Annotated in this window: 15 protein-coding genes and 1 riboswitch; of the genes, 9 read left to right on the top strand and 6 right to left on the bottom strand. The window is 75.1% G+C overall.

Going from position 1 to position 18208, the window contains the following annotated elements:
• Nucleotides 1-113: 113 nt before the first annotated feature.
• Nucleotides 114-1424 carry a hypothetical protein gene (locus tag ACFV2S_RS26830; protein WP_385564066.1) on the bottom strand — a complete coding sequence of 437 codons (1311 nt, stop codon included), beginning with the start codon at nt 1422-1424 and terminating at the stop codon, nt 114-116.
• A 102-nt stretch (nt 1425-1526) separates the two neighbouring features.
• Between ACFV2S_RS26830 and ACFV2S_RS26825 the strand changes: the two genes are divergently transcribed.
• On the top strand, nt 1527-2486 hold the full coding sequence (locus tag ACFV2S_RS26825) for a D-2-hydroxyacid dehydrogenase family protein (protein ID WP_385564063.1): 960 nt from the start codon (nt 1527-1529) through the stop codon (nt 2484-2486).
• Between the two features lie 32 nt (nt 2487-2518).
• Nucleotides 2519-3358, top strand: a complete 840-nt coding sequence (locus ACFV2S_RS26820; protein WP_385564060.1) for an NAD-dependent epimerase/dehydratase family protein — start codon at nt 2519-2521, stop codon at nt 3356-3358.
• Nucleotides 3359-3364: 6 nt separating this feature from the next.
• On the opposite strand, the gene ACFV2S_RS26815 is transcribed toward ACFV2S_RS26820, so the two are convergent.
• Both ACFV2S_RS26815 and ACFV2S_RS26810 read right to left on the bottom strand, forming a co-directional pair.
• Nucleotides 3365-3721, bottom strand: a complete 357-nt coding sequence (locus tag ACFV2S_RS26815) for a GntR family transcriptional regulator (protein ID WP_385564057.1) — start codon at nt 3719-3721, stop codon at nt 3365-3367.
• 2 nt (nt 3722-3723) lie between these two features.
• Nucleotides 3724-4665, bottom strand: coding sequence for a DUF1648 domain-containing protein (locus tag ACFV2S_RS26810; protein WP_385564054.1), 942 nt, complete (start codon nt 4663-4665; stop codon nt 3724-3726).
• 123 nt (nt 4666-4788) lie between these two features.
• Here ACFV2S_RS26810 and ACFV2S_RS26805 point away from each other — a divergent pair, with 123 nt between their 5' ends.
• The gene (locus tag ACFV2S_RS26805) at nt 4789-5688 is read left to right on the top strand and encodes a S8 family serine peptidase (protein ID WP_385564052.1); all 900 of its coding nucleotides are present in this window, start codon (nt 4789-4791) and stop codon (nt 5686-5688) included.
• Between the two features lie 5 nt (nt 5689-5693).
• On the opposite strand, the gene ACFV2S_RS26800 is transcribed toward ACFV2S_RS26805, so the two are convergent.
• Complete coding sequence (locus ACFV2S_RS26800; protein WP_385564049.1) at nt 5694-6557, bottom strand: alpha/beta fold hydrolase; 864 nt, start codon at nt 6555-6557, stop codon at nt 5694-5696.
• A 93-nt stretch (nt 6558-6650) separates the two neighbouring features.
• Nucleotides 6651-6977: a MarR family winged helix-turn-helix transcriptional regulator gene (locus tag ACFV2S_RS26795; protein WP_385564046.1), complete on the bottom strand. Its 327-nt coding sequence runs from the start codon at nt 6975-6977 to the stop codon at nt 6651-6653.
• A gap of 55 nt (nt 6978-7032) precedes the next feature.
• Here ACFV2S_RS26795 and ACFV2S_RS26790 point away from each other — a divergent pair, with 55 nt between their 5' ends.
• Both ACFV2S_RS26790 and abc-f read left to right on the top strand, forming a co-directional pair.
• Entirely contained in the window at nt 7033-7191 is a 159-nt protein-coding gene (locus ACFV2S_RS26790) for a DoxX family protein (RefSeq protein WP_385564043.1), read from the top strand.
• Between the two features lie 159 nt (nt 7192-7350).
• The gene (gene abc-f, locus ACFV2S_RS26785; protein WP_385564041.1) at nt 7351-8943 is read left to right on the top strand and encodes a ribosomal protection-like ABC-F family protein; all 1593 of its coding nucleotides are present in this window, start codon (nt 7351-7353) and stop codon (nt 8941-8943) included.
• Here abc-f and cobN read toward each other — a convergent pair.
• On the bottom strand, nt 8940-12542 hold the full coding sequence (gene cobN, locus ACFV2S_RS26780; RefSeq protein ID WP_385564038.1) for a cobaltochelatase subunit CobN: 3603 nt from the start codon (nt 12540-12542) through the stop codon (nt 8940-8942). The two genes, abc-f and cobN, sit on opposite strands and share 4 nt — an antisense overlap.
• 40 nt (nt 12543-12582) lie before the next feature.
• Nucleotides 12583-12708, bottom strand: a riboswitch (cobalamin riboswitch).
• A gap of 79 nt (nt 12709-12787) precedes the next feature.
• On the opposite strand from cobN, the gene ACFV2S_RS26775 reads away from it, so the two are divergent.
• The 4 genes from ACFV2S_RS26775 to ACFV2S_RS26760 all read left to right on the top strand — a co-directional run bounded on the left by ACFV2S_RS26775 (nt 12788) and on the right by ACFV2S_RS26760 (nt 18062).
• Nucleotides 12788-14014 carry a cobalamin biosynthesis protein CobG gene (locus ACFV2S_RS26775; protein WP_385564035.1) on the top strand — a complete coding sequence of 409 codons (1227 nt, stop codon included), beginning with the start codon at nt 12788-12790 and terminating at the stop codon, nt 14012-14014.
• Between the two features lie 14 nt (nt 14015-14028).
• Complete coding sequence (locus ACFV2S_RS26770; protein ID WP_383797196.1) at nt 14029-14664, top strand: precorrin-8X methylmutase; 636 nt, start codon at nt 14029-14031, stop codon at nt 14662-14664.
• Nucleotides 14661-16154, top strand: coding sequence for a precorrin-2 C(20)-methyltransferase (locus ACFV2S_RS26765; RefSeq protein ID WP_385564032.1), 1494 nt, complete (start codon nt 14661-14663; stop codon nt 16152-16154). Before ACFV2S_RS26770 ends, ACFV2S_RS26765 begins: the two co-directional genes overlap by 4 nt.
• A 210-nt stretch (nt 16155-16364) precedes the next feature.
• Nucleotides 16365-18062 carry a fibronectin type III domain-containing protein gene (locus ACFV2S_RS26760; RefSeq protein ID WP_385564029.1) on the top strand — a complete coding sequence of 566 codons (1698 nt, stop codon included), beginning with the start codon at nt 16365-16367 and terminating at the stop codon, nt 18060-18062.
• The last annotated feature ends 146 nt before the right edge of the window (nt 18063-18208 follow it).

Raw genomic sequence — 18208 nt, 5'->3', positions numbered from 1 at the left:
TCGCGCCGGCGCCGGGGGGGGGGGCGGGGCGGGCGCGCGGGCGCGCGCGCGGGGGGGGGGGGGGCGGGGGGGGGGGCCGCGCCCCCCCCCCCCCCGCCCCACCCCGTGGGGACTCAGGCCGTCTTCTCCGGCGGCGGGGTGGTGGCGGAGTCGCCCGCGGGTTCCTCGGCCAGGAAGGCCACCACCGCGAGGACGAAGAGCAGCAGGAGGACGACGCCGACGATGACCCAGGCGGTGGGGTAGGGCCAGAAGACGACGGCGGCGACCGCACCGGCGACGAGGATCCAGGTGATCCAGGTGCGGTAGCGGCCGACGAACGGTCCCACCGGGCCGAGGCGCATGCCCGCGTGGTCGGCGGTGGCGCGGGTCGCGGTGATGCCGGAGTGCCAGAGGCCGCGGACCAGGACGGCGGGGCGGCTCGGGCCGGACAGCCAGGCGGCGAGGGCGAGGATGATGCCGAGGGTCGCGTACACCCGGACCGAGGTGCGCAGGAAGCGGATCAGGGTGTCGTAGACGGAGCCCGCGGCGGCCGGGGAGGCGTCGGCGGGGAGCGCGTTCAGGTAGACCGTGCGGAAGACCGTCAGGGCGACGCCGAGGACGATCGCCGCGAACGCGACGCCGAGGGCCGCGGCGACCAGGGTGCGGCGCCGGTGCACGGCGAGCAGCACGCCGCCGACGACGAGCAGGACGGCGATCACCGGCAGCCACACGCCCAGCGCCTGGAGCAGCGCGAAGCCGGTCTTGACCTTGCCGATGTCGTCGGACTTGACCACCGTGAAGTTCGTGTGGATCTCGGGGATCTTGGCCGCGACGTCGAGTCCGGACTCGACGAGCCGCTGCTTCACGCGGTCGATGACGGGCGCGAGGTCGATCGTGACCGTGTTCGTCTCGATCTTCACGGCGCCCTCGTCGCTGCCGGTCAGGGCGCGGTCGAGGGAGGTGTGGATCGCGCGGTTCGCGTCGGTCCAGATCGTCTCGAAGGCCGAGGAGGCGACGACGTCCTGCGCCCGTTCGTGGACGAAGCTCTTGACCGCGCTCTCCAGGGAGCCGCCGAGCTTGCCGAGGGCCTTCGCCGCCAGGGGCCGCTGGTCGGGAGCGACGCCCTCCAGGAGGGAGGGCAGGTCGATGTGCTCCATGACGGCGTTCGTCACCCGGGTGGCGACGGCGGCCTGGACGTCCGGGTCGTCGGCGAGGGGGGCGACGGTCTGCACGTACCGGTCGGTGTCGCCGACGATGCTCGACGTCCAGGAGGCGACGATGCCGAGCGGGACGAGGACGCAGCCGATGACGATGAGCAGGGCGGCGAAGAAGGACCGCACCCGGTGGTGGGGTGGCCGGACGGCGGCCTTGTCCGCTTCCAGGGAGGCCACACGGGCCCGGAGCGCCGCGAGTTCGTCGCCGTTGCCCCCGGCTGCTTCACTCATGGCACCCACTCCTCGCGACGGGACAATTCATGGCGATTCTCCGAGAGGTGGAGCGTTCTGTCCCTCTGGGCGGGGCGTACGGGTGTACGCGATCATGCGGTCATGAAGCTGCGCTGCGCCGTACTCGACGACTACCAGGGCGTCGCCCTCTCCTCCGCCGACTGGAGCCCGCTCGCGGACCGGGTGGACGTCCGCGTGCTGCGGGAGCACCTCACGGACCGGGAGGCGCTCGTCGCCGCCGTGGAGGACTGCGAGGTCCTCGTGGTGATGCGGGAGCGGACCCCGGTCGACGCCGAGCTCCTGGCGCGGCTGCCCCGGCTCCGGCTCCTGATCACCTCCGGCCTGCGCAACGCCTCGATCGACGTCGCGGCGGCCCGCGCGCGGGGCGTCACGGTCTGCGGCACCGCCAGCAGCCCCGCACCGCCCACCGAGCTGACCTGGGCCCTCCTCCTGGGCCTGGCCCGGCACGTCCCGGCCGAGGCGGGGGCGGTGCGCGAGGGCGGGCCGTGGCAGTCGACGGTCGGCACCGACCTGGCGGGGCGGACGCTCGGGCTCGTCGGCCTGGGCAAGATCGGCGGCCGGGTGGCCCGGATCGGTCACGCCTTCGGCATGGACGTGACGGCCTGGAGCCCGCACCTGACGGAGGAGCGGGCCGCCGAGCACGGCGTGCGGCTGGCGAAGGACCGGCGGGACCTGCTCGCGGGGAGCGACTTCGTGTCGCTGCACCTGGTGCTCTCCGCGCGCACCCGGGGCCTGATCGGGGAGCCGGAGCTGCGGGCGATGCGGCCGTCCGCGTACCTCGTCAACACGTCCCGGGCGGGTCTCGTCGACGGCGCCGCGCTGCTGCGGGCGCTGCGCGAGGGGTGGATCGCCGGGGCGGGCCTGGACGTGTACGACACGGAGCCGCTGCCCGCCGACGACCCCCTGCGGACGCTCCCGAACGTCCTGGCCCTCCCCCACCTCGGCTACGTGACGGAGGGCAACTACGCGCGCTACTTCGGCGAGGCGGTCGAGGACATCGAGGCGTTCCTGGCGGGGGCGCCGGTCCGCGAACTGTCCTGACGGGCCGGCAGGGAGCCTTCTAGGCTGGGCCCATGCGTGTACTGGTCGCGGGTGCCACGGGCGCCGTGGGTCGTCTGTTGTCGCCCCGCCTGGAGGCGGCGGGTCACGAGGTCGTGGGCGTCTCCCGGCGCGGGCCGCATCCGGTGGACGTGCTCGACGCGGAGGCGGTGCGCCGGGCGGTGGCCCGGATCGCGCCGGACGTGGTCGTGCACCAGCTCACCGACCTGGCCGGGGCGGACGGGGCCGCCAACAACCGGATCCGTGTGGACGGCACCCGCCATCTGGTGGAGGCGGCGCGCGCGGCGGGCGTGCGCCGGATCGTCGCGCAGTCCATCGGCTGGGCGTACGCCCCCGGGGACGCCCCCGCCGACGAGTCCGTGCCGCTCGACCCGACCGGGGAGCCGCCCCGGGCCGGGATCGTCGCCGGGGTGCGGGCCCTGGAGTCCGCGGTGGCCGAGCTGCCCGAGTGGGTGGTGCTGCGGTACGGGATCCTCTACGGGCCCGGCACCTGGTACGCGCCGGGCGGCGCCGTCGCCGCCGCGCTGGCCGGGGACCCGGCGGCGCGGTTCCTCGGCAGGCTGGCGGCCGACGACTCGGTCAGTTCGTTCGTGCACGTCGCCGACGCCGCCGAGGCCGCCGTACGGGCACTGGACTGGCCCTCGGGCGCGTACAACGTGGTGGACGACGAGCCGGCCCCCGGGCACCTCTGGCTGCCGGTCCTCGCGTCGGCGCTGGGCACCTCGGCCCCGGAGCGGACCGGGGGGCGTGCGCCGTGGGCGCGCGGCGCGCTGAACACCCGGGCCCGCGCGCTGGGGTGGGCCCCGGCCCGGCCGTCCTGGCGGACGGGCTTCGCGGACCAGGACGCCCGCTAGGGCCGCCTACTCCAGGCTCGTCCGCGCCAGGTCCAGGAACTCCGCCTCCGTCAGGCCCAGTTCGCGGGCCTCTCCCGCCGCCTCGCGGAGGCGGGAGATCAGGCGGGCGCGGTCGGGGGCCGTGGCGCCGGGGACGATCAGGGCGCCCCGGCCGCGCCGGAGTTCGATGAGGCCCTCCTCGCGGAGCCGCTGGTAGCCGCGGAGGACGGTGTGGACGTTGACGCCGAGGGAGTCGGCGAGTTCCCGCGCGGCCGGGAGCCGTTCGCCGGGGGCGGCGGAGCCGTCGGCGAGGGCCCCCCTGACGCAGGCGGCGATCTGGTCGCCGAGCGGGACGGCCGAGGCCGGGTCGACACGGAAGAGCACGGTCAGACCTTCCCATGCCGCTCGGCGAGGGTGTTGAGAAGGGCCGCGCCGGTCCGCGCGTCGGGCACGGTGACGGCGAACTCGCGTCCGCCGGCCCGCCGTACGACGAGGGCCTCGCCGGACCGCAGCACCACGCCCGTCCGGTGGGCCCGGACCCGGTAGCCCCAGCCTCCGAAGTCGGCGACGGCGGAGACGTCCCGGACGTCGGCGCCCGCGACCTCGTCGAGCGGCACCCGGATCCGGGGCCGGGAGCCGAGGGCGGGGCTGACGGTGAGGCCACGGCGGTCGACGGTGACCCGGATCCGGGCCAGGGCGAGACCGGGCACGCCGATGACGAGGCCGAGGAGGCCGAGCAGGGCGCCCGGCCAGGGCGCGAGGAGCAGGACGGCCGGGGCGGCGACGAGGGCGAGCACCGCGAGGACGGTGAGCGGCCGGGAGCCGGTGGCGCGGGTCCAGCCGGCGACCTCGCTCGCGCCGAGCGCGAGGCGCGGGCCGTCCGGGTCGACGGGCTGGGCGTCCTCCGGCGGGACGAGCCGGGTCAGGGCGAGGCCGGCGGCGGCGAAGAGGCCGCCGGCGGCCGCCGCGAGGGTGAGGTTCACGAGCGGCGAGGAGACCCCGGCCGGGTCGGTGGCGTCGAGGTTGTCGCGTACGAGCAGGACGAGGAGCGCGCCGGTGAAACCGGCGGTCGCCCAGGCGCCCCACAGGGCGGTGCGGCGGACGAGGACCGTCCAGCCGGCGCCGAGGGTGAGGAGCAGGGCCGTACTGATCACGGTGAACGCGGTGGGGCTCGTGAAGCCGTTGGCCCGGCCCCCGCCGTCGAAGTGGGTGGCGAGGGGGTCGGGGAGCCGGTCGTGGAGGAGCGCGAGCACCAGCAGGTGGGCGGCGACCACGAGGACGAAGGGCAGCGCGGTGAGCGCGCGGAGACGGGGCGTGGCACGGTTCATGGAAAACCTCCCTTGTTCGCACTCTACTAGAACAATGCGGGTTGAGGGAGGGCGATCTTCGAGATGCGACGCGCCCGAACCGCCTGTTCACTGGGTCGAACGCAGACGAATCGGGAGATTTCCATGCGCCGCCGGCCCGTCACTCTTGCCGCCCTCACCGCGCTCGCCGTCCTCACCGCCGGACTCGTCACCGGCTGCGGCGACGCCGACGGGCCGGACCCGCTGCGCGGTCAGCAATGGGGGCTCGACGCGCTGAAGCTGCCGGACGCCTGGACCACCACGCGGGGCGAGGAGACCGTCATCGCCGTCGTCGACACCGGCGTCGACCTCGACCACCCCGACCTCAAGGACCGGCTCGTCGCCGGCCACGACTTCGTCGACGGCGACGACCGGCCCGACGACACCAACGGCCACGGCACCCACGTCTCCGGCATCGCCGCGGCCCACACCGACAACGGCGTCGGCGGCGCGGGCGGCGCGCCCGGGACCAGGATCATGCCCGTCCGGGTGCTCGGCCCCGACGGCAGCGGCAGCGACGCGGACATCACCAAGGGCATCGTCTGGGCCGCCGACCACGGCGCCCACGTCATCAACCTCTCCCTCGGCGAGTCCGGCCTGATGGCCCGCCTCCTCAAGGGCGGTGTCCTCAACCAGGCCATCACCTACGCCACCAGCAAGGGAGCGGTCGTCGTCGCCGCCGCGGGCAACGACTCCACCGCGCTCCAGCCGTACGAGGTGGACACCCCGGTCCTGGTGGTCAACGCCGCGGACCGGGACGGGAAGCCGGCCTCCTTCACCAACTACGGCGCGCGGAACGCCGTGTCCGCGCCGGGCGTCGACATCCTCTCGACCCTCCCGACGTACCGGACGAAGGAGTCCCTGACGAACACCTCGGGGTACGGGAAGCTGTCCGGCACCTCGATGGCCTCGCCGTACGTCTCCGCCGTGGCGGCGCTCCTGCACCACCAGGGCCTGGCCCCGGAGGCGATCATGCAGACGATCCGCGACACCGCGTCGACGTAGGGGAATCAGGCCAGCGCGGCCCGCAGCGCCTCGGCGAACTCCGCCGGGGCGCCCTGCTGCCCGAACTCACCGCCCAGGAAACCGCCGTGGTGGCTCGGGAAGACGGCGAGGGGGGTGCCGAGGCCCTCCGCGACGGCCACCGCCGCGCGCGCGGCGAAGGTGCCCTCGGACTCCTTGCCCGCGGCGACGACGATCCGGGTCGGCGCGGCCCGCAGCGCGGTGAAGTCGGGGAGGTAGGAGGTGCAGCCCCGCATGTTCTGCCCGAGCAGCGGGTCGCCGCGCGAGCCGTCGTCCTCGGCGGGCAGACCGAACGCGGCCGGGTCCGGGGCGGGCTCCCCGGCCCAGTCCGCCGGGAACTCGCCCTGCCGGCTCGTCAGCGCGAGGAACTTGGCCATCGCGGGGCCCCAGCCGTCCCGCAGATAGGTCGTGTGGACGTCCGCGCAGACCCCGAGGGCCGCCTCCCGGTCCGGGACGACCTGGGCCGTCGGCGGCTCGTGCGCCACGAGGGTGTGCACCAGGTCGCCGCGGCGGGCCACCAGGGCGAGGGCGTTCACCGCGCCGCCGCTGCTCGCGAAGACGTCCACGGGCCCGGCGCCGAGCGCCTCGATCAGCCGGACCAGGTCGTCCGCGTGCTCCTCGGGAAGCGTCTCGGCCGCGCCGTCGGTGCGCTCGCTGCGGGCCACTCCGCGCGGGTCGTACGTGACGACGGTCCGGTCGGCGAAGTGGGAGGCGAGCGTGGTGAAGCTGCTGGCGTCCATGGGGGAGCCGATCAGCAGCAGGGGACGCCCGCCGGCCGCGGTGCCGGGGCGCACGTCGTAGCGGAGGGTCGCCCCGGCGGTGTCCAGGGTGCGGGTGTCGGTCTCGGCCATGGCGATCTCCTCGGTGGTGAGCCGGTCATGGGGGTAGACCCCCGGCCCCGCCGGAACTCATCGGAGTTCCGGCCCCGGATCACCCGGAGTTCCCTACTCTCCGCACGAGTGAGCGGCCGGGTCCAGCACGACCCGGTCCAACAGGCCTCGCAGTACGGCCTGTTCCGCCTCGGTCAGGTCGCCGAAGAGCTCGCGCTCCGCCTCGCCCACGGCCGTGTCGACCCGCCGCAGGGCCCCCGCGCCCGCTTCCGTGATCTCCACGATGTGGCGTCGCCGGTCGGCCGGGTCGCGCCGCCGCTCGGCGAGCCCCTCGGACTCCAACTCGTTCAGGATCGCGACGAGTCGGCTCGGATCGACCTCCATCGCGGCGGCCAGGTCCCGCTGGCTCATCGCTCCGGGCGCGAGCTGCATCAGCGTCATCGCGCTCCTCGGGTGCAGTCCGGCGGGGGCGGTCGGCCTCCTCGCGGGGCTCGCCGTGCCGGCGATCGGCGGGGCGGCGGCGGTCGGCGTGATCCTCTACTTCGCGGGCGCCGTGATCACTCACCTGCGCGCCAAGGACTACGCGATGGCGCCGGCCGTGGTCCTCACGCTGCTCCCCATAGCCGCCCTGCTCCTGCGCGTCGCCTCGGCCTGAGGTCACACCTCGGCCCGAGCCCGCACCTCCGGCCGGACACTTCACGACCCAACGAGACGGAGCGTCTTGCCAAGAGGTCGGATCTGGCGTACCTTCATCGCAACGAGACGAGACGTCTCGTATTGCTCAGCCCTTGTCCCCTAGGTCAGGAGGTCGCCCTTGTTCCGTGCCCTACTCATCGACGTCACCAAGCGCTACGACGACCGGCACGTGCGGAACGGCACCGTGCTCGACCGGGTCTCCCTCACCGTCCGCCCCGGCGAACGCCTCGGCGTCGTCGGTGACAACGGCTCCGGGAAGTCCACCCTCCTGCGGCTCCTCGCCAGCCTGGAGCCCCCGGACAACGGCACCGTGACCGTCGAAGCCCCCGGCGGCCTCGGCCACCTCGCGCAGACCCTCGACCTCCCCCCGGACGCCACCGTCGGCGACGCCGTCGACCACGCGCTCGCCGGGCTGCGGGACCTGGAGCGGGCGATCCGCACGGCCGAGGCGGAGCTCGCCGCCACCGGCGACCTCGCCGGATACGCCCGGCTGCTCACCGCCTACGAGGCCCGGGGCGGCGCCGGGGCCGACCGGCGCGTCGAGACCGTCCTCCGGAAGCTCGGCGAGCCCGGCCCGCTCGACCGCACCCGGCCCCTCGGGTCGCTCTCCGGCGGACAGCGCTCCCGGCTCGCCCTGGCCGCCGTCCTCGCCGCCGAGCCCGAACTGCTGCTCCTCGACGAGCCGACCAACGACCTCGACGACGAGGCCGTGTCCTGGCTGGAGGAACGGCTGCGCGCGCACCGGGGCACGGTCGTGGCCGTCTCCCACGACCGGGTCTTCCTCGACCGGGTGGCGACCGCCGTCCTGGAGGTCGACGAGGACCGCCACACCGTGCGGCGGTACGGCGACGGCTACACCGGCTACCTCGCCGGACGCGCTGCCGAACGGGCCCGCAGGCAGCGGGAGTACGAGGAGTGGAGGGCCGAACTCGCCCGCCACCGGGCCCTCGCCGACAGGAACATCGACCGCTTCTCCGCGATCCCCCGCAAGGCCCCGGCCGCGTTCAGCGGGGCCGGCGCCTTCCGTGCCCGGTCACGGGCGCACGGCGCGATGAGCCGCATCCGCTCGGCCCGCGAGCAGCTCGCCCGGCTCACCGGCCACCCCGTGCCCGCGCCGCCGGAACCGCTCCGGTTCCGCACGGAGATCACGGGGGAAGGCGCGCCCGTCGATCTCGCCGGGCTACGCGTCGACGGCCGGCTCCACCTCGACGCGCTCCACCTCGACGCGGGCGAGCGGCTCCTGGTCACCGGGCCCAACGGCGCGGGAAAGACCACCCTCCTCCGGGTCCTGGCGGGCGAACTCGCCCCGGACGCGGGCACGGTGGCCGTGCCCGCCCGGGTCGGGCTGCTCCGCCAGGACACGGCCCCACCCACCGACCCCCGTACGGTGGGCGAGGCCTTCGGAGAGGGCCGCGAGGACGAACTGCTCGCCCTCGGGCTCTTCGCGGCCCGCGATCTGACGACCCCGGTCCGGCTGCTGTCGACCGGGCAGCGCCGCAAGCTGGAACTGGCCCGGCTGGTCACCTCCCCCGCCGACCTGCTCCTCCTCGACGAGCCGACCAACCACCTGGCCCCCGGCCTGGTGGAGGAGCTGGAGGCCGCGCTCGCGGAGTACCGGGGCACGCTGGTCGTGGTCAGCCACGACCGGCGGCTGCGGGAGGGGTTCCGGGGCCGCGTCCTCGACCTGGCCCCGGCCCTGGCGAGGGCCTAGCCCTCACCCTCCAGGTCGCCCTCCGTCTCCAGGAACACCTGGCGCAGGGCGGCCAGCGTCTCCGGGTCCGGCTTCTCCCACATGCCGCGCGACTCGGCTTCGAGCAGCCGCTCGGCGATGCCGTGCAGGGCCCAGGGGTTGGCCTCCTTCAGGAAGGCCTGGTTCTCCGCGTCGAGGACGTACTCCTGGGTGAGCTTGTCGTACATCCAGTCGGCGACGACACCCGTCGTCGCGTCGTACCCGAAGAGGTAGTCGACGGTCGCCGCCAGCTCGAACGCGCCCTTGTAACCGTGGCGGCGCATCGCCTCGATCCAGCGCGGGTTGACCACGCGGGCCCGGAAGACCCGGGAGGTCTCCTCGACGAGCGTGCGCGTGCGGACGGTCTCCGGGCGGGTCGAGTCGCCGATGTACGCCTCGGGGGCCGTGCCCGTGAGCGCGCGGACGGTCGCGACCATGCCGCCGTGGTACTGGAAGTAGTCGTCCGAGTCGGCGATGTCGTGCTCGCGGGTGTCCGTGTTCTTCGCGGCCACCGCGATCCGCTTGTACGCGGTCTCCATCTCGGCGCGCGCCGGGCGCCCTTCGAGCCCGCGCCCGTACGCGTACCCGCCCCACACCGTGTACACCTCGGCGAGGTCCGCGTCCGTGCGCCAGTCCCGCGAGTCGATCAGCTGGAGGATGCCCGCGCCGTACGTGCCGGGACGCGAGCCGAAGATGCGGGTGGTGGCGCGCCGCTCGTCGCCGTGCTCGGCGAGGTCGGCCTGCGCGTGCGCCCGCACGTGGTTGTCCTCGGCGGACTCGTCCTCCAGCCCCGCCACGAGCCGCACGGCGTCGTCGAGGAGGCCGATGACGTGCGGGAACGCGTCCCGGAAGAAGCCCGAGATGCGCAGCGTCACGTCGACGCGCGGGCGGCCGAGCTCGGCCAGCGGGATCGGCTCCAGGCCGTTGACCCGGCGCGAGGCCTCGTCCCACAGGGGCCGGACGCCGAGCAGGGCGAGGGCCTCGGCGACGTCGTCGCCGGCGGTGCGCATCGCGCTCGTGCCCCACAGGGAGAGGCCGACGGAGGTCGGCCACGTGCCGTTGTCGTCGCGGTAGCGGGTGAGCAGCGAGTCGGCGAGCGCCTGCCCGGTCTCCCAGGCGAGCCGGGACGGCACGGCCTTCGGGTCGACCGAGTAGAAGTTGCGGCCGGTCGGCAGGACGTTGACCAGGCCGCGCAGCGGGGAGCCGGACGGGCCGGCCGGGACGAAGCCGCCGTTCAGGGCGTGCACGGCGTGCGCCAGCTCGTCGGTGGTGGCGGCCAGGCGCGGTACGACCTGCTCGCAGGCGAAGCGCAGGACGTCCCGGACCTCGGAGCCGTACGCGGCGGCGACCGTGCCGATCGCGTCGGCGGACCAGCCGGCGGCCTCCATGCCCTCGACCAGCTCGCGGGCCTTCGCCTCCGCCTCGTCGGCGGTGGTGCGGGTCGCGGCCGACTCGTCCAGGCCGAGGGCCTCGCGCAGGCCGGGCAGCGCCTGCGTGCCGCCCCAGATCTGGCGGGCGCGCAGGATGGACAGGACCAGGTTGACCCGGGCCTCGCCCTCCGGGGCGCCGCCGAGGACGTGCAGTCCGTCGCGGATCTGGGCGTCCTTGACCTCGCACAGCCAGCCGTCGACGTGCAGCAGGAAGTCGTCGAAGCCGTCGTCCTCCGGGCGCTCCTGAAGACCGAGGTCGTGGTCGAGCTTGGCGGCCTGGATCAGGGTCCAGATCTGGGCGCGGATCGCGGGCAGCTTCGCCGGGTCCATGGAGGAGATCTGCGCGTACTCGTCGAGCAGCTGCTCCAGGCGCGCGATGTCGCCGTACGAGTCGGCGCGGGCCATCGGCGGCACCAGGTGGTCGACGAGGGTCGCGTGCACGCGCCGCTTGGCCTGGGTGCCCTCGCCCGGGTCGTTCACGAGGAACGGGTAGATCAGCGGGATGTCGCCGAGGGCCGCGTCGGGACCGCAGGCGGCGGACAGGCCGGCGTTCTTGCCGGGCAGCCACTCCAGGTTGCCGTGCTTGCCCAGGTGGACCATGGCGTCGGCGCCGAAGCCGCCGTCCTCGGCGCGGGCGGCGATCCAGCGGTAGGCGGCCAGGTAGTGGTGGGACGGCGGGAGATCGGGGTCGTGGTAGATCGCGATCGGGTTCTCGCCGAAGCCGCGCGGCGGCTGGATGAGGACCAGCAGGTTCCCGCGCCGCAGGGCGGCGAGGACGATGTCGCCCTCCGGGTTGCGGGACCGGTCCAGGAACATCTCGCCGGGCGCCGGGCCCCAGTGCTCCTCGACGTGGGTGCGCAGTTCCTCGGGCAGGGTCGCGTACCAGCGCTTGTAGTCGGCGGCCGGGATGCGGACCGGGTTCTTCGCCAGCTGCTCCTCGGTGAGCCAGTCCTGGTCGTGACCGCCGGCCTCGATGAGGGCGTAGATCAGCTCGTCGCCGTCGCCGGAGACCACACCGGGGAGGTCCGCCTCGGGGCCGAAGTCGTAGCCCTCGGCGATGAGGCGGCGGAGCAGGGAGACGGCGGAGGCCGGGGTGTCGAGACCGACCGCGTTGCCGATGCGGGAGTGCTTCGTCGGGTACGCGGAGAGGACGAGCGCCAGCCGCTTCTCGGCGTTCGGGATGTGGCGGAGCCGGGCGTGCCGGACGGCGATCCCGGCGACGCGGGCCGCGCGCTCGGCGTCGGCGACGTACGCGGGCAGACCGTCGGCGTCGATCTCCTTGAAGGAGAACGGGACGGTGATGAGACGGCCGTCGAACTCGGGCACGGCGACCTGGCTGGCGGCGTCCAGCGGGGACAGGCCCTCGTCGTTCTCCTCCCACGCCGACCGCGATCCGGTCAGGCACAGCGCCTGGAGGATCGGCACGTCGAGCGCGGCGAGCGCGCCCGCGTCCCAGGCCTCCTCGTCGCCGCCGGCCTGGGCCTCGGCGGGCTTGGTGCCGCCGGCCGCGAGGACGGTCGTGACGATCGCGTCGGCCGTGCGCAGCGTCTCGACGAGCTCCGCCTCGGGGGCCCGCAGGGACGCCACGTACAGCGGGAGGGCCCGCGCGCCGGCGTCCTCGATCGCCCCGCACAGGGCGTCGACGAAGGCGGTGTTCCCGCTCATGTGGTGGGCGCGGTAGTAGAGCACGGCGATCGTCGGACCGTCGGTGTCCCTCGCGACGCGGTCCAGCGGGCCCCACGTGGGGGCGGCGGCCGGGGCCTCGAAGCCGTGGCCGGTGAGCAGGACGGTGTCGGAGAGGAAGCGGGCCAGCTGCTCCAGGTTGGCCGGGCCGCCGTGCGCCAGATAGGCGTGCGCCTCGGTGGCGACGCCGACCGGGACGGTGGAGGCCTCCATGAGCTGGGCGTCGGGGGCCTGTTCGCCGCTCAGCACGACGACCGGCTTCCCGGCGGCCAGGATCGTGTCCAGGCCCTCCTGCCAGGAGCGGACGCCGCCGAGGAGCCGGACGAGGACGAGGTCGACGCCGTCGAGCAGGGCGGGGAGATCGGCCAGGGGGAGGCGGGAGGGGTTGGCGAAGCGGTACTCCACCGGCCCTCCGGCCGCGCGGGCGCTGAGCAGGTCGGTGTCGGAGTGCGACAGCAGCAGGAGCATGGCGAGGCTCAGGCCTTCCTCGGGGTTGTCCGCGCCCCGGGTGGTCGTATGGACGGCGGGAGTTCCTGACTCACCCGTGGGTACGGGCTCACAGTGGCGGGACCGCGCCGGATTCTCACCGGGCTTCCTCCCCGGGGTCCTGGGACCCCATGCCGATCTGCATCCTAGATCGTGGCGTCGGCGCGCCCCAGGGAGCGGCGGGGTCGACCGGATCACACCCGGTGGCCGGCCGGTTCCCCGTGGGTATGCTCGCCGCCATGCCGCCCACCCCACCCCCGGCGCCCGAACCGGGCGAACCTCGCGTACGGGACCGTGGCGACGCCTGCCCCGGGGCGCTGCGCCTGCACCCCGCCGACGACGGACGCCTGGCCCGACTGCGCCTGCCCGCAGGCCGTCTGACGGCCCATCAGGCCGAGGTCCTGGCCGACGTGGCCGAGACGCTCGGCGACGGGCGGATCAGCATCACCTCGCGCGGCAACGCGGAGCTGCGCGGCCTCGCCGGGGACTGCGGGGCGGAGCTCGCCGCCCTCCTGGCGGGGGCGGGCCTGCTGCCCTCCCCCACGCACGAGCGCGTCCGCAACATCGTGGCCTCGCCCGGCGCGGGACTCGACGGACTCGGCCACGCGGACGTGCAGTTGTGGGCCCGCGCCCTGGACACCGCCCTGTGCGCCGAACCCCGGGCGGCGTCCCTTTCGGGACGGTTCCTGTTCGTCCTGGACGACGGGCGCGGGGACGTCGCCGGGCTCGGCGGCGATGTGAGCTTGATCGCAGGACCGGACGGGTCCGCCCTGCTGCGGCTCGGCTCCCGGGCCTTCCGCCTCGCCGCCGCCGACGCCGTGCGGGCCGCGCTCGCCGCCACCCTCGCGTTCCTCGACGCCGCCGAGGCCGCGGGGACCGGGGCCTGGCGCCCGCACGAGCTGCCCGGCACCCACACACCCGACTGGGCCGGGGCGCTCGCGCGGGCCGGGATCACGGCGCAGCCCGTACCCGCGCCGCCGCTTCCCGTGTCCCCGCCGCCCGCGCCCGGGCCGCTCGGCGACCGCGCCCTGCACGTCCTCGCCCCGCTCGGCCGGCTGACCGCCGCCCAGCTGCGGGCCCTGGCCGAAGGCGCCGCCGAGCTCCGGCTCACCCCCTGGCGGGGCGCGGTCGTGGTGACCGACCCCGGCAGGCTCCCCGCCCTGGAGCCGTACGGCCTGATCACCCGGCCCGGTCTGCCCTCCGTCGGGGTCAGCGCCTGCACCGGACGCCCCGGCTGCGCCAAGTCCCTCGCCGACGTACGGACGGACGCCGGCCTGGTCCGCCACGGAGGCCTGCCCGTCCACTGGTCCGGGTGCGAGCGCCGCTGCGGCCACCCGCGCGGCACCTGGATCGACGTCCTCGCCACCGGCGACGACAGCTACCTGGTGGACGGCGTCCCCACCCCCCGTACCGCCCTGCCCGAAGCAGTGACCAAGGCCCGCACGACGAGATGAGCGAGAGCACCAGGATGTTCGACTACGAGAAGGACGGGACGGAGATCTACCGCCGGTCCTTTGCCACGATCCGCGCCGAGGCGGACCTCGCGGACCTGCCCGCCGACGTCGCCATGGTGGCCGTCCGGATGATCCACGCCTGCGGCATGACCGACCTCGTGCAGGACATCGCGTACTCCCCGCGGGTCGTCGCGAACGCCCGCGCGGCCCTCCGCGCCGGCGCGCCCGTTCTCTGCGACGCCCAGATGGTCGCCAGCGGCGTCACCCGCAAGCGGCTGCCCGCCGACAACGAGGTGCTCTGCGCGCTGTCCGACCCGGCCGTCCCGGCCCTCGCCGCCGAGCTCGGCACCACCCGCTCCGCCGCCGCCCTGGAGCTGTGGCGGGACCGCCTCGAAGGCTCCGTCGTCGCCATCGGCAACGCGCCGACCGCGCTCTTCCACCTCCTGGAGATGATCGCGAAGGGCGCCGGGAGGCCCGCCGCCGTCCTCGGCATCCCCGTCGGCTTCATCGGCGCCGCCGAGTCCAAGGACGCGCTGGCCGAGAACACCCTCGGCCTCGACTACCTGGTCGTACGGGGCCGGCGCGGCGGCAGCGCGATCACGGCCGCCGCGATCAACGCCCTCGCCCACGAAGCGGAGATCCAGGCATGAGCACCGTGACCGGAAAGCTGTACGGCGTCGGGCTCGGACCCGGCGACCCCGACCTGATGACCGTCGCCGCCGTGAAGGCCATCGCCTCGGCCGACGTCATCGCCTACCACTCGGCCCGCCACGGCCGCTCCATAGCCCGCTCCATCGCCGCCGGGCACATCCGCGAGGACCACATCGAGGAGCGGCTGATGTACCCGCTCACGGTGGAGACCACGGACCACCCGGGCGGCTACCGGGGCGCCCTGAACGACTTCTACGAGGAGGCCGCGGCCCGCCTCGCCGCCCACCTCGACGCCGGCCGCACCGTCGCCGTCCTCGCCGAGGGCGACCCGCTCTTCTACGGCTCGTACCAGCACATGCACAAGCGGCTCGCCGACCGCTACGACACGACCGTCCTGCCCGGCGTCACCTCGGTCAGCGCCGCCGCCGCCCGGCTCGGCGAGCCGCTGTGCGAGGCCGAGGAGGTCCTCACGATCATCCCCGGCACCCTGCCGGAGGACGAGCTGACGGCCCGCCTGGCGGGCACCGACTCGGCGGTCGTGATGAAGCTGGGCCGCACCTTCCCGACGGTGCGGCGGGCCCTGGAGCGGGCCGGCCGGCTGGACGACGCCCGCTACGTGGAGCGCGCGTTCATGAAGGGCGAGCGCACGGAGCGGCTGACGGACGTGGACCCGGAGTCCGTCCCGTACTTCTCCGTCGCGGTCCTCCCCTCCCGCGTCGACCAGGAGGCTCCGGTACGGGAGACCGGCGAGGTCACCGTCGTCGGCACCGGCCCCGCGGGGGCGCCCTGGCTGACCCCCGAGTCGCGCGGCGCGCTCGTCAACGCCGACGTCCTCGTCGGCTACACGACGTACCTCGACCGGGTCCCCGTCCTGCGCCCCGGTCAGATCCGCCACGGCTCCGACAACAAGGTGGAGTCGGAGCGCGCCGAGTTCGCCCTCGACCTCGCCCGGCGCGGCCGGAAGGTCGCGGTCGTCTCCGGCGGCGACCCGGGCGTCTTCGCGATGGCGACGGCGGTCCTTGAGGTCGCCTGCGAACCGGAGTACGCGGACGTGCCCGTCCGGGTCCTCCCCGGAGTGACCGCGGCGAACGCGGCCGCCGCGGCGGCGGGCGCCCCCCTCGGCCACGACTACGCGACGATCTCCCTCTCCGACCGGCTCAAGCCCTGGGACGTCATCGAGGCCCGGCTCCGCGCGGCCGCGGGCGCGGACCTCGTCATCGCCCTCTACAACCCGGGCTCGAAGTCCCGCACCCACCAGGTCGCCGCCGCCCGCGACCTCCTGCTGGAGCTCCGCGCGCCGGAGACCCCGGTGGTCGTCGCCCGCGACGTCGGCGGCCCCGAGCAGTCGGTCCGGATCGTGACCCTGAAGACCCTGGACCCCTCCGAGGTCGACATGCGCACCCTCCTGCTGATCGGCTCCTCGCAGACCCGGGCGGCCGAACGGGGCGACGGCCGCACGATCACGTGGACGCCGCGGCGCTACGGCTGAGCACCGAGGTCCGTGGGGGAGGGCTGCCCCCCCGCCCGCGATCTGTGAGGGGGGAAAGGCCGCCCCGCCCGAGATCCGTGAGGGGGGGGGAAGACTGCCCCGCCCGAGATCCGAGGCGGGGGCGAGGGCAACCCTCCCCTCACCTCGTGAGTCACACAGACGTTCCCCTGTCCCGCCTGCCTCACATAGGTCCGGAAAGAGCCCCTCCCTGTGCTGACTCGTCACCGGCTGAGCGCGCTGGCCACCACGGCCGCCCTCGCCGCATCCGGCGGTCTGCTGACCGCCACCCCGGCCGCCGCGGCGGTCACCTGCGCGTCCCCGGTGTGGAAGGCGGAGTACTTCGCCAACACCACGCTGACCGGCACGCCGAAGCTGACCACCTGCGACAGCGCGATCTCCGAGAACTACGGCCTCGGCGACCCGCCCGGCGTCACCCTGCCGAAGGACAACTTCTCCGTCCGCTGGTCGGTCACCCGGGACTTCGGCTCCGGCGGCCCGTTCACGTTCGCCGCCGAGGCCCAGGACGGCATCCGCGTCACCCTCGACGGCGTCCGGAAGATCGACCTCTGGAAGAACGTCACCACCACCCAGAAGAAGACCGTCGGCCTCACCGTCCCGGCCGGCCGGCACACGATCGTCGTGTCCTACGCGACGTGGACGGGCGCGGCGAACGTCAGGTTCGGCTACGCGCCCGTCACGTCGGCGGCCGCCGACAAGGTCCGCCCGCTGGCACCGGCCGGCGCCGGCGTCACGTACGACCGCACGCTCGGCAGGGCCACCCTGAAGTGGGCCGCCAACAAGGAGATGGACCTCGCGGGCTACCGCGTCTACCGGCGCCTCGGCACCTCCACCGCCTGGACGAAGGTCAGCAGCGCCACCGCCCCGGTCACGACCACCTCGTTCGTGAACTCCCCGCCGCCGACCGGCCAGACGTACCTGTACGAGCTCCGCGCCGTCGACCGGGCAGGCAACGAGTCCCCCGGCGGCCCCGACCTCACCGTCGTCTCCGTGGACCGGACCCCGACGGCCGCCCCCGCGGGCGTGACCGCGACCGACGGCGCCACCGGCACCGTCCTCGCGTGGCAGCCGGTCACGGGCGCGGTGAAGTACACCGTGCACCGCCGGGGGACCGGCACCACCGACCCGGTCACCCAGGTCGCGACCGGCGTCACCGCCACCACCTGGAAGGACACCACCACCGCCGAGCGGACCGCCTCCACCTACTGGGTCTCGGCCGTCGACGCCGCCGGGAACACCTCGGCCCGCACCGCCGTCACCGCCACGCGCGGCGACTGGGCGCCCGGGGCGCCGAAGGGCCTGACGGTCGTGGACGCCTCCCACGCCGTCCGGCAGCACGCCCTGAGCTGGACCGCCCCGGCGGACACCGACGTGGTCTCGTACAACGTCTACCGCGACGGCAGCCTCCTGCGCTCCGTCTCCGGCACCTCCCACACCGACATGCAGGCCGTCCGGCACGGCACGACCTACCGGTACACGGTCACGGCGGTCGACCGGGCCGGTCACGAGTCCGCCGCCTCCGCCGAGGCCGTCATCACGACCGAGGGCGACCTGATCGCCCCCGCGGCCGTCACCGGCGTCCGGGCGACACCCCGCGAGGACGGCGTGCTGGTCGAGTGGGACGCGAGCACGGAGGCCGACCTCAAGCGGTACGAGGTCTACCGCGCCGAGAAGTACGACGACGGCGACGGCGGCTTCGTCTGGCTCGCGCACCGGGTCGAGTACCTCTCCGCGGACGCCACCTCGTTCCTGCACCCGGCCGACGCGGACGGCGAGACCGTGATGTACGGCGTGATCGCCGTGGACCGGTGGGAGAACCTGCTCGACGTGACGGACTCCAGCCTGAACTGGGCCGAGGTCACCGAGCTCGGGACGCCCCCGGCCGAGTAGCGACCCAGGCGGGGGGCGCCCCCCGCCCCGCCCCCCCCCCCCCCCCCCCCCCCCCCCCCCCCCGCGCGCGCGCCCCCCCCCCCCCCCCCCCCCCCCCCCCCCCCCCGCGCGGCCGGGGGGGGGGGGGCCCCCCCCCCCGCCGCGGG

Source organism: Streptomyces sp. NPDC059695 (genome assembly GCF_042733785.1).
Lineage (GTDB): Bacteria > Actinomycetota > Actinomycetes > Streptomycetales > Streptomycetaceae > Streptomyces.
Note: the sequence above shows the minus strand (reverse complement) of the source record. Positions and strands in the feature narration are given on the sequence as shown.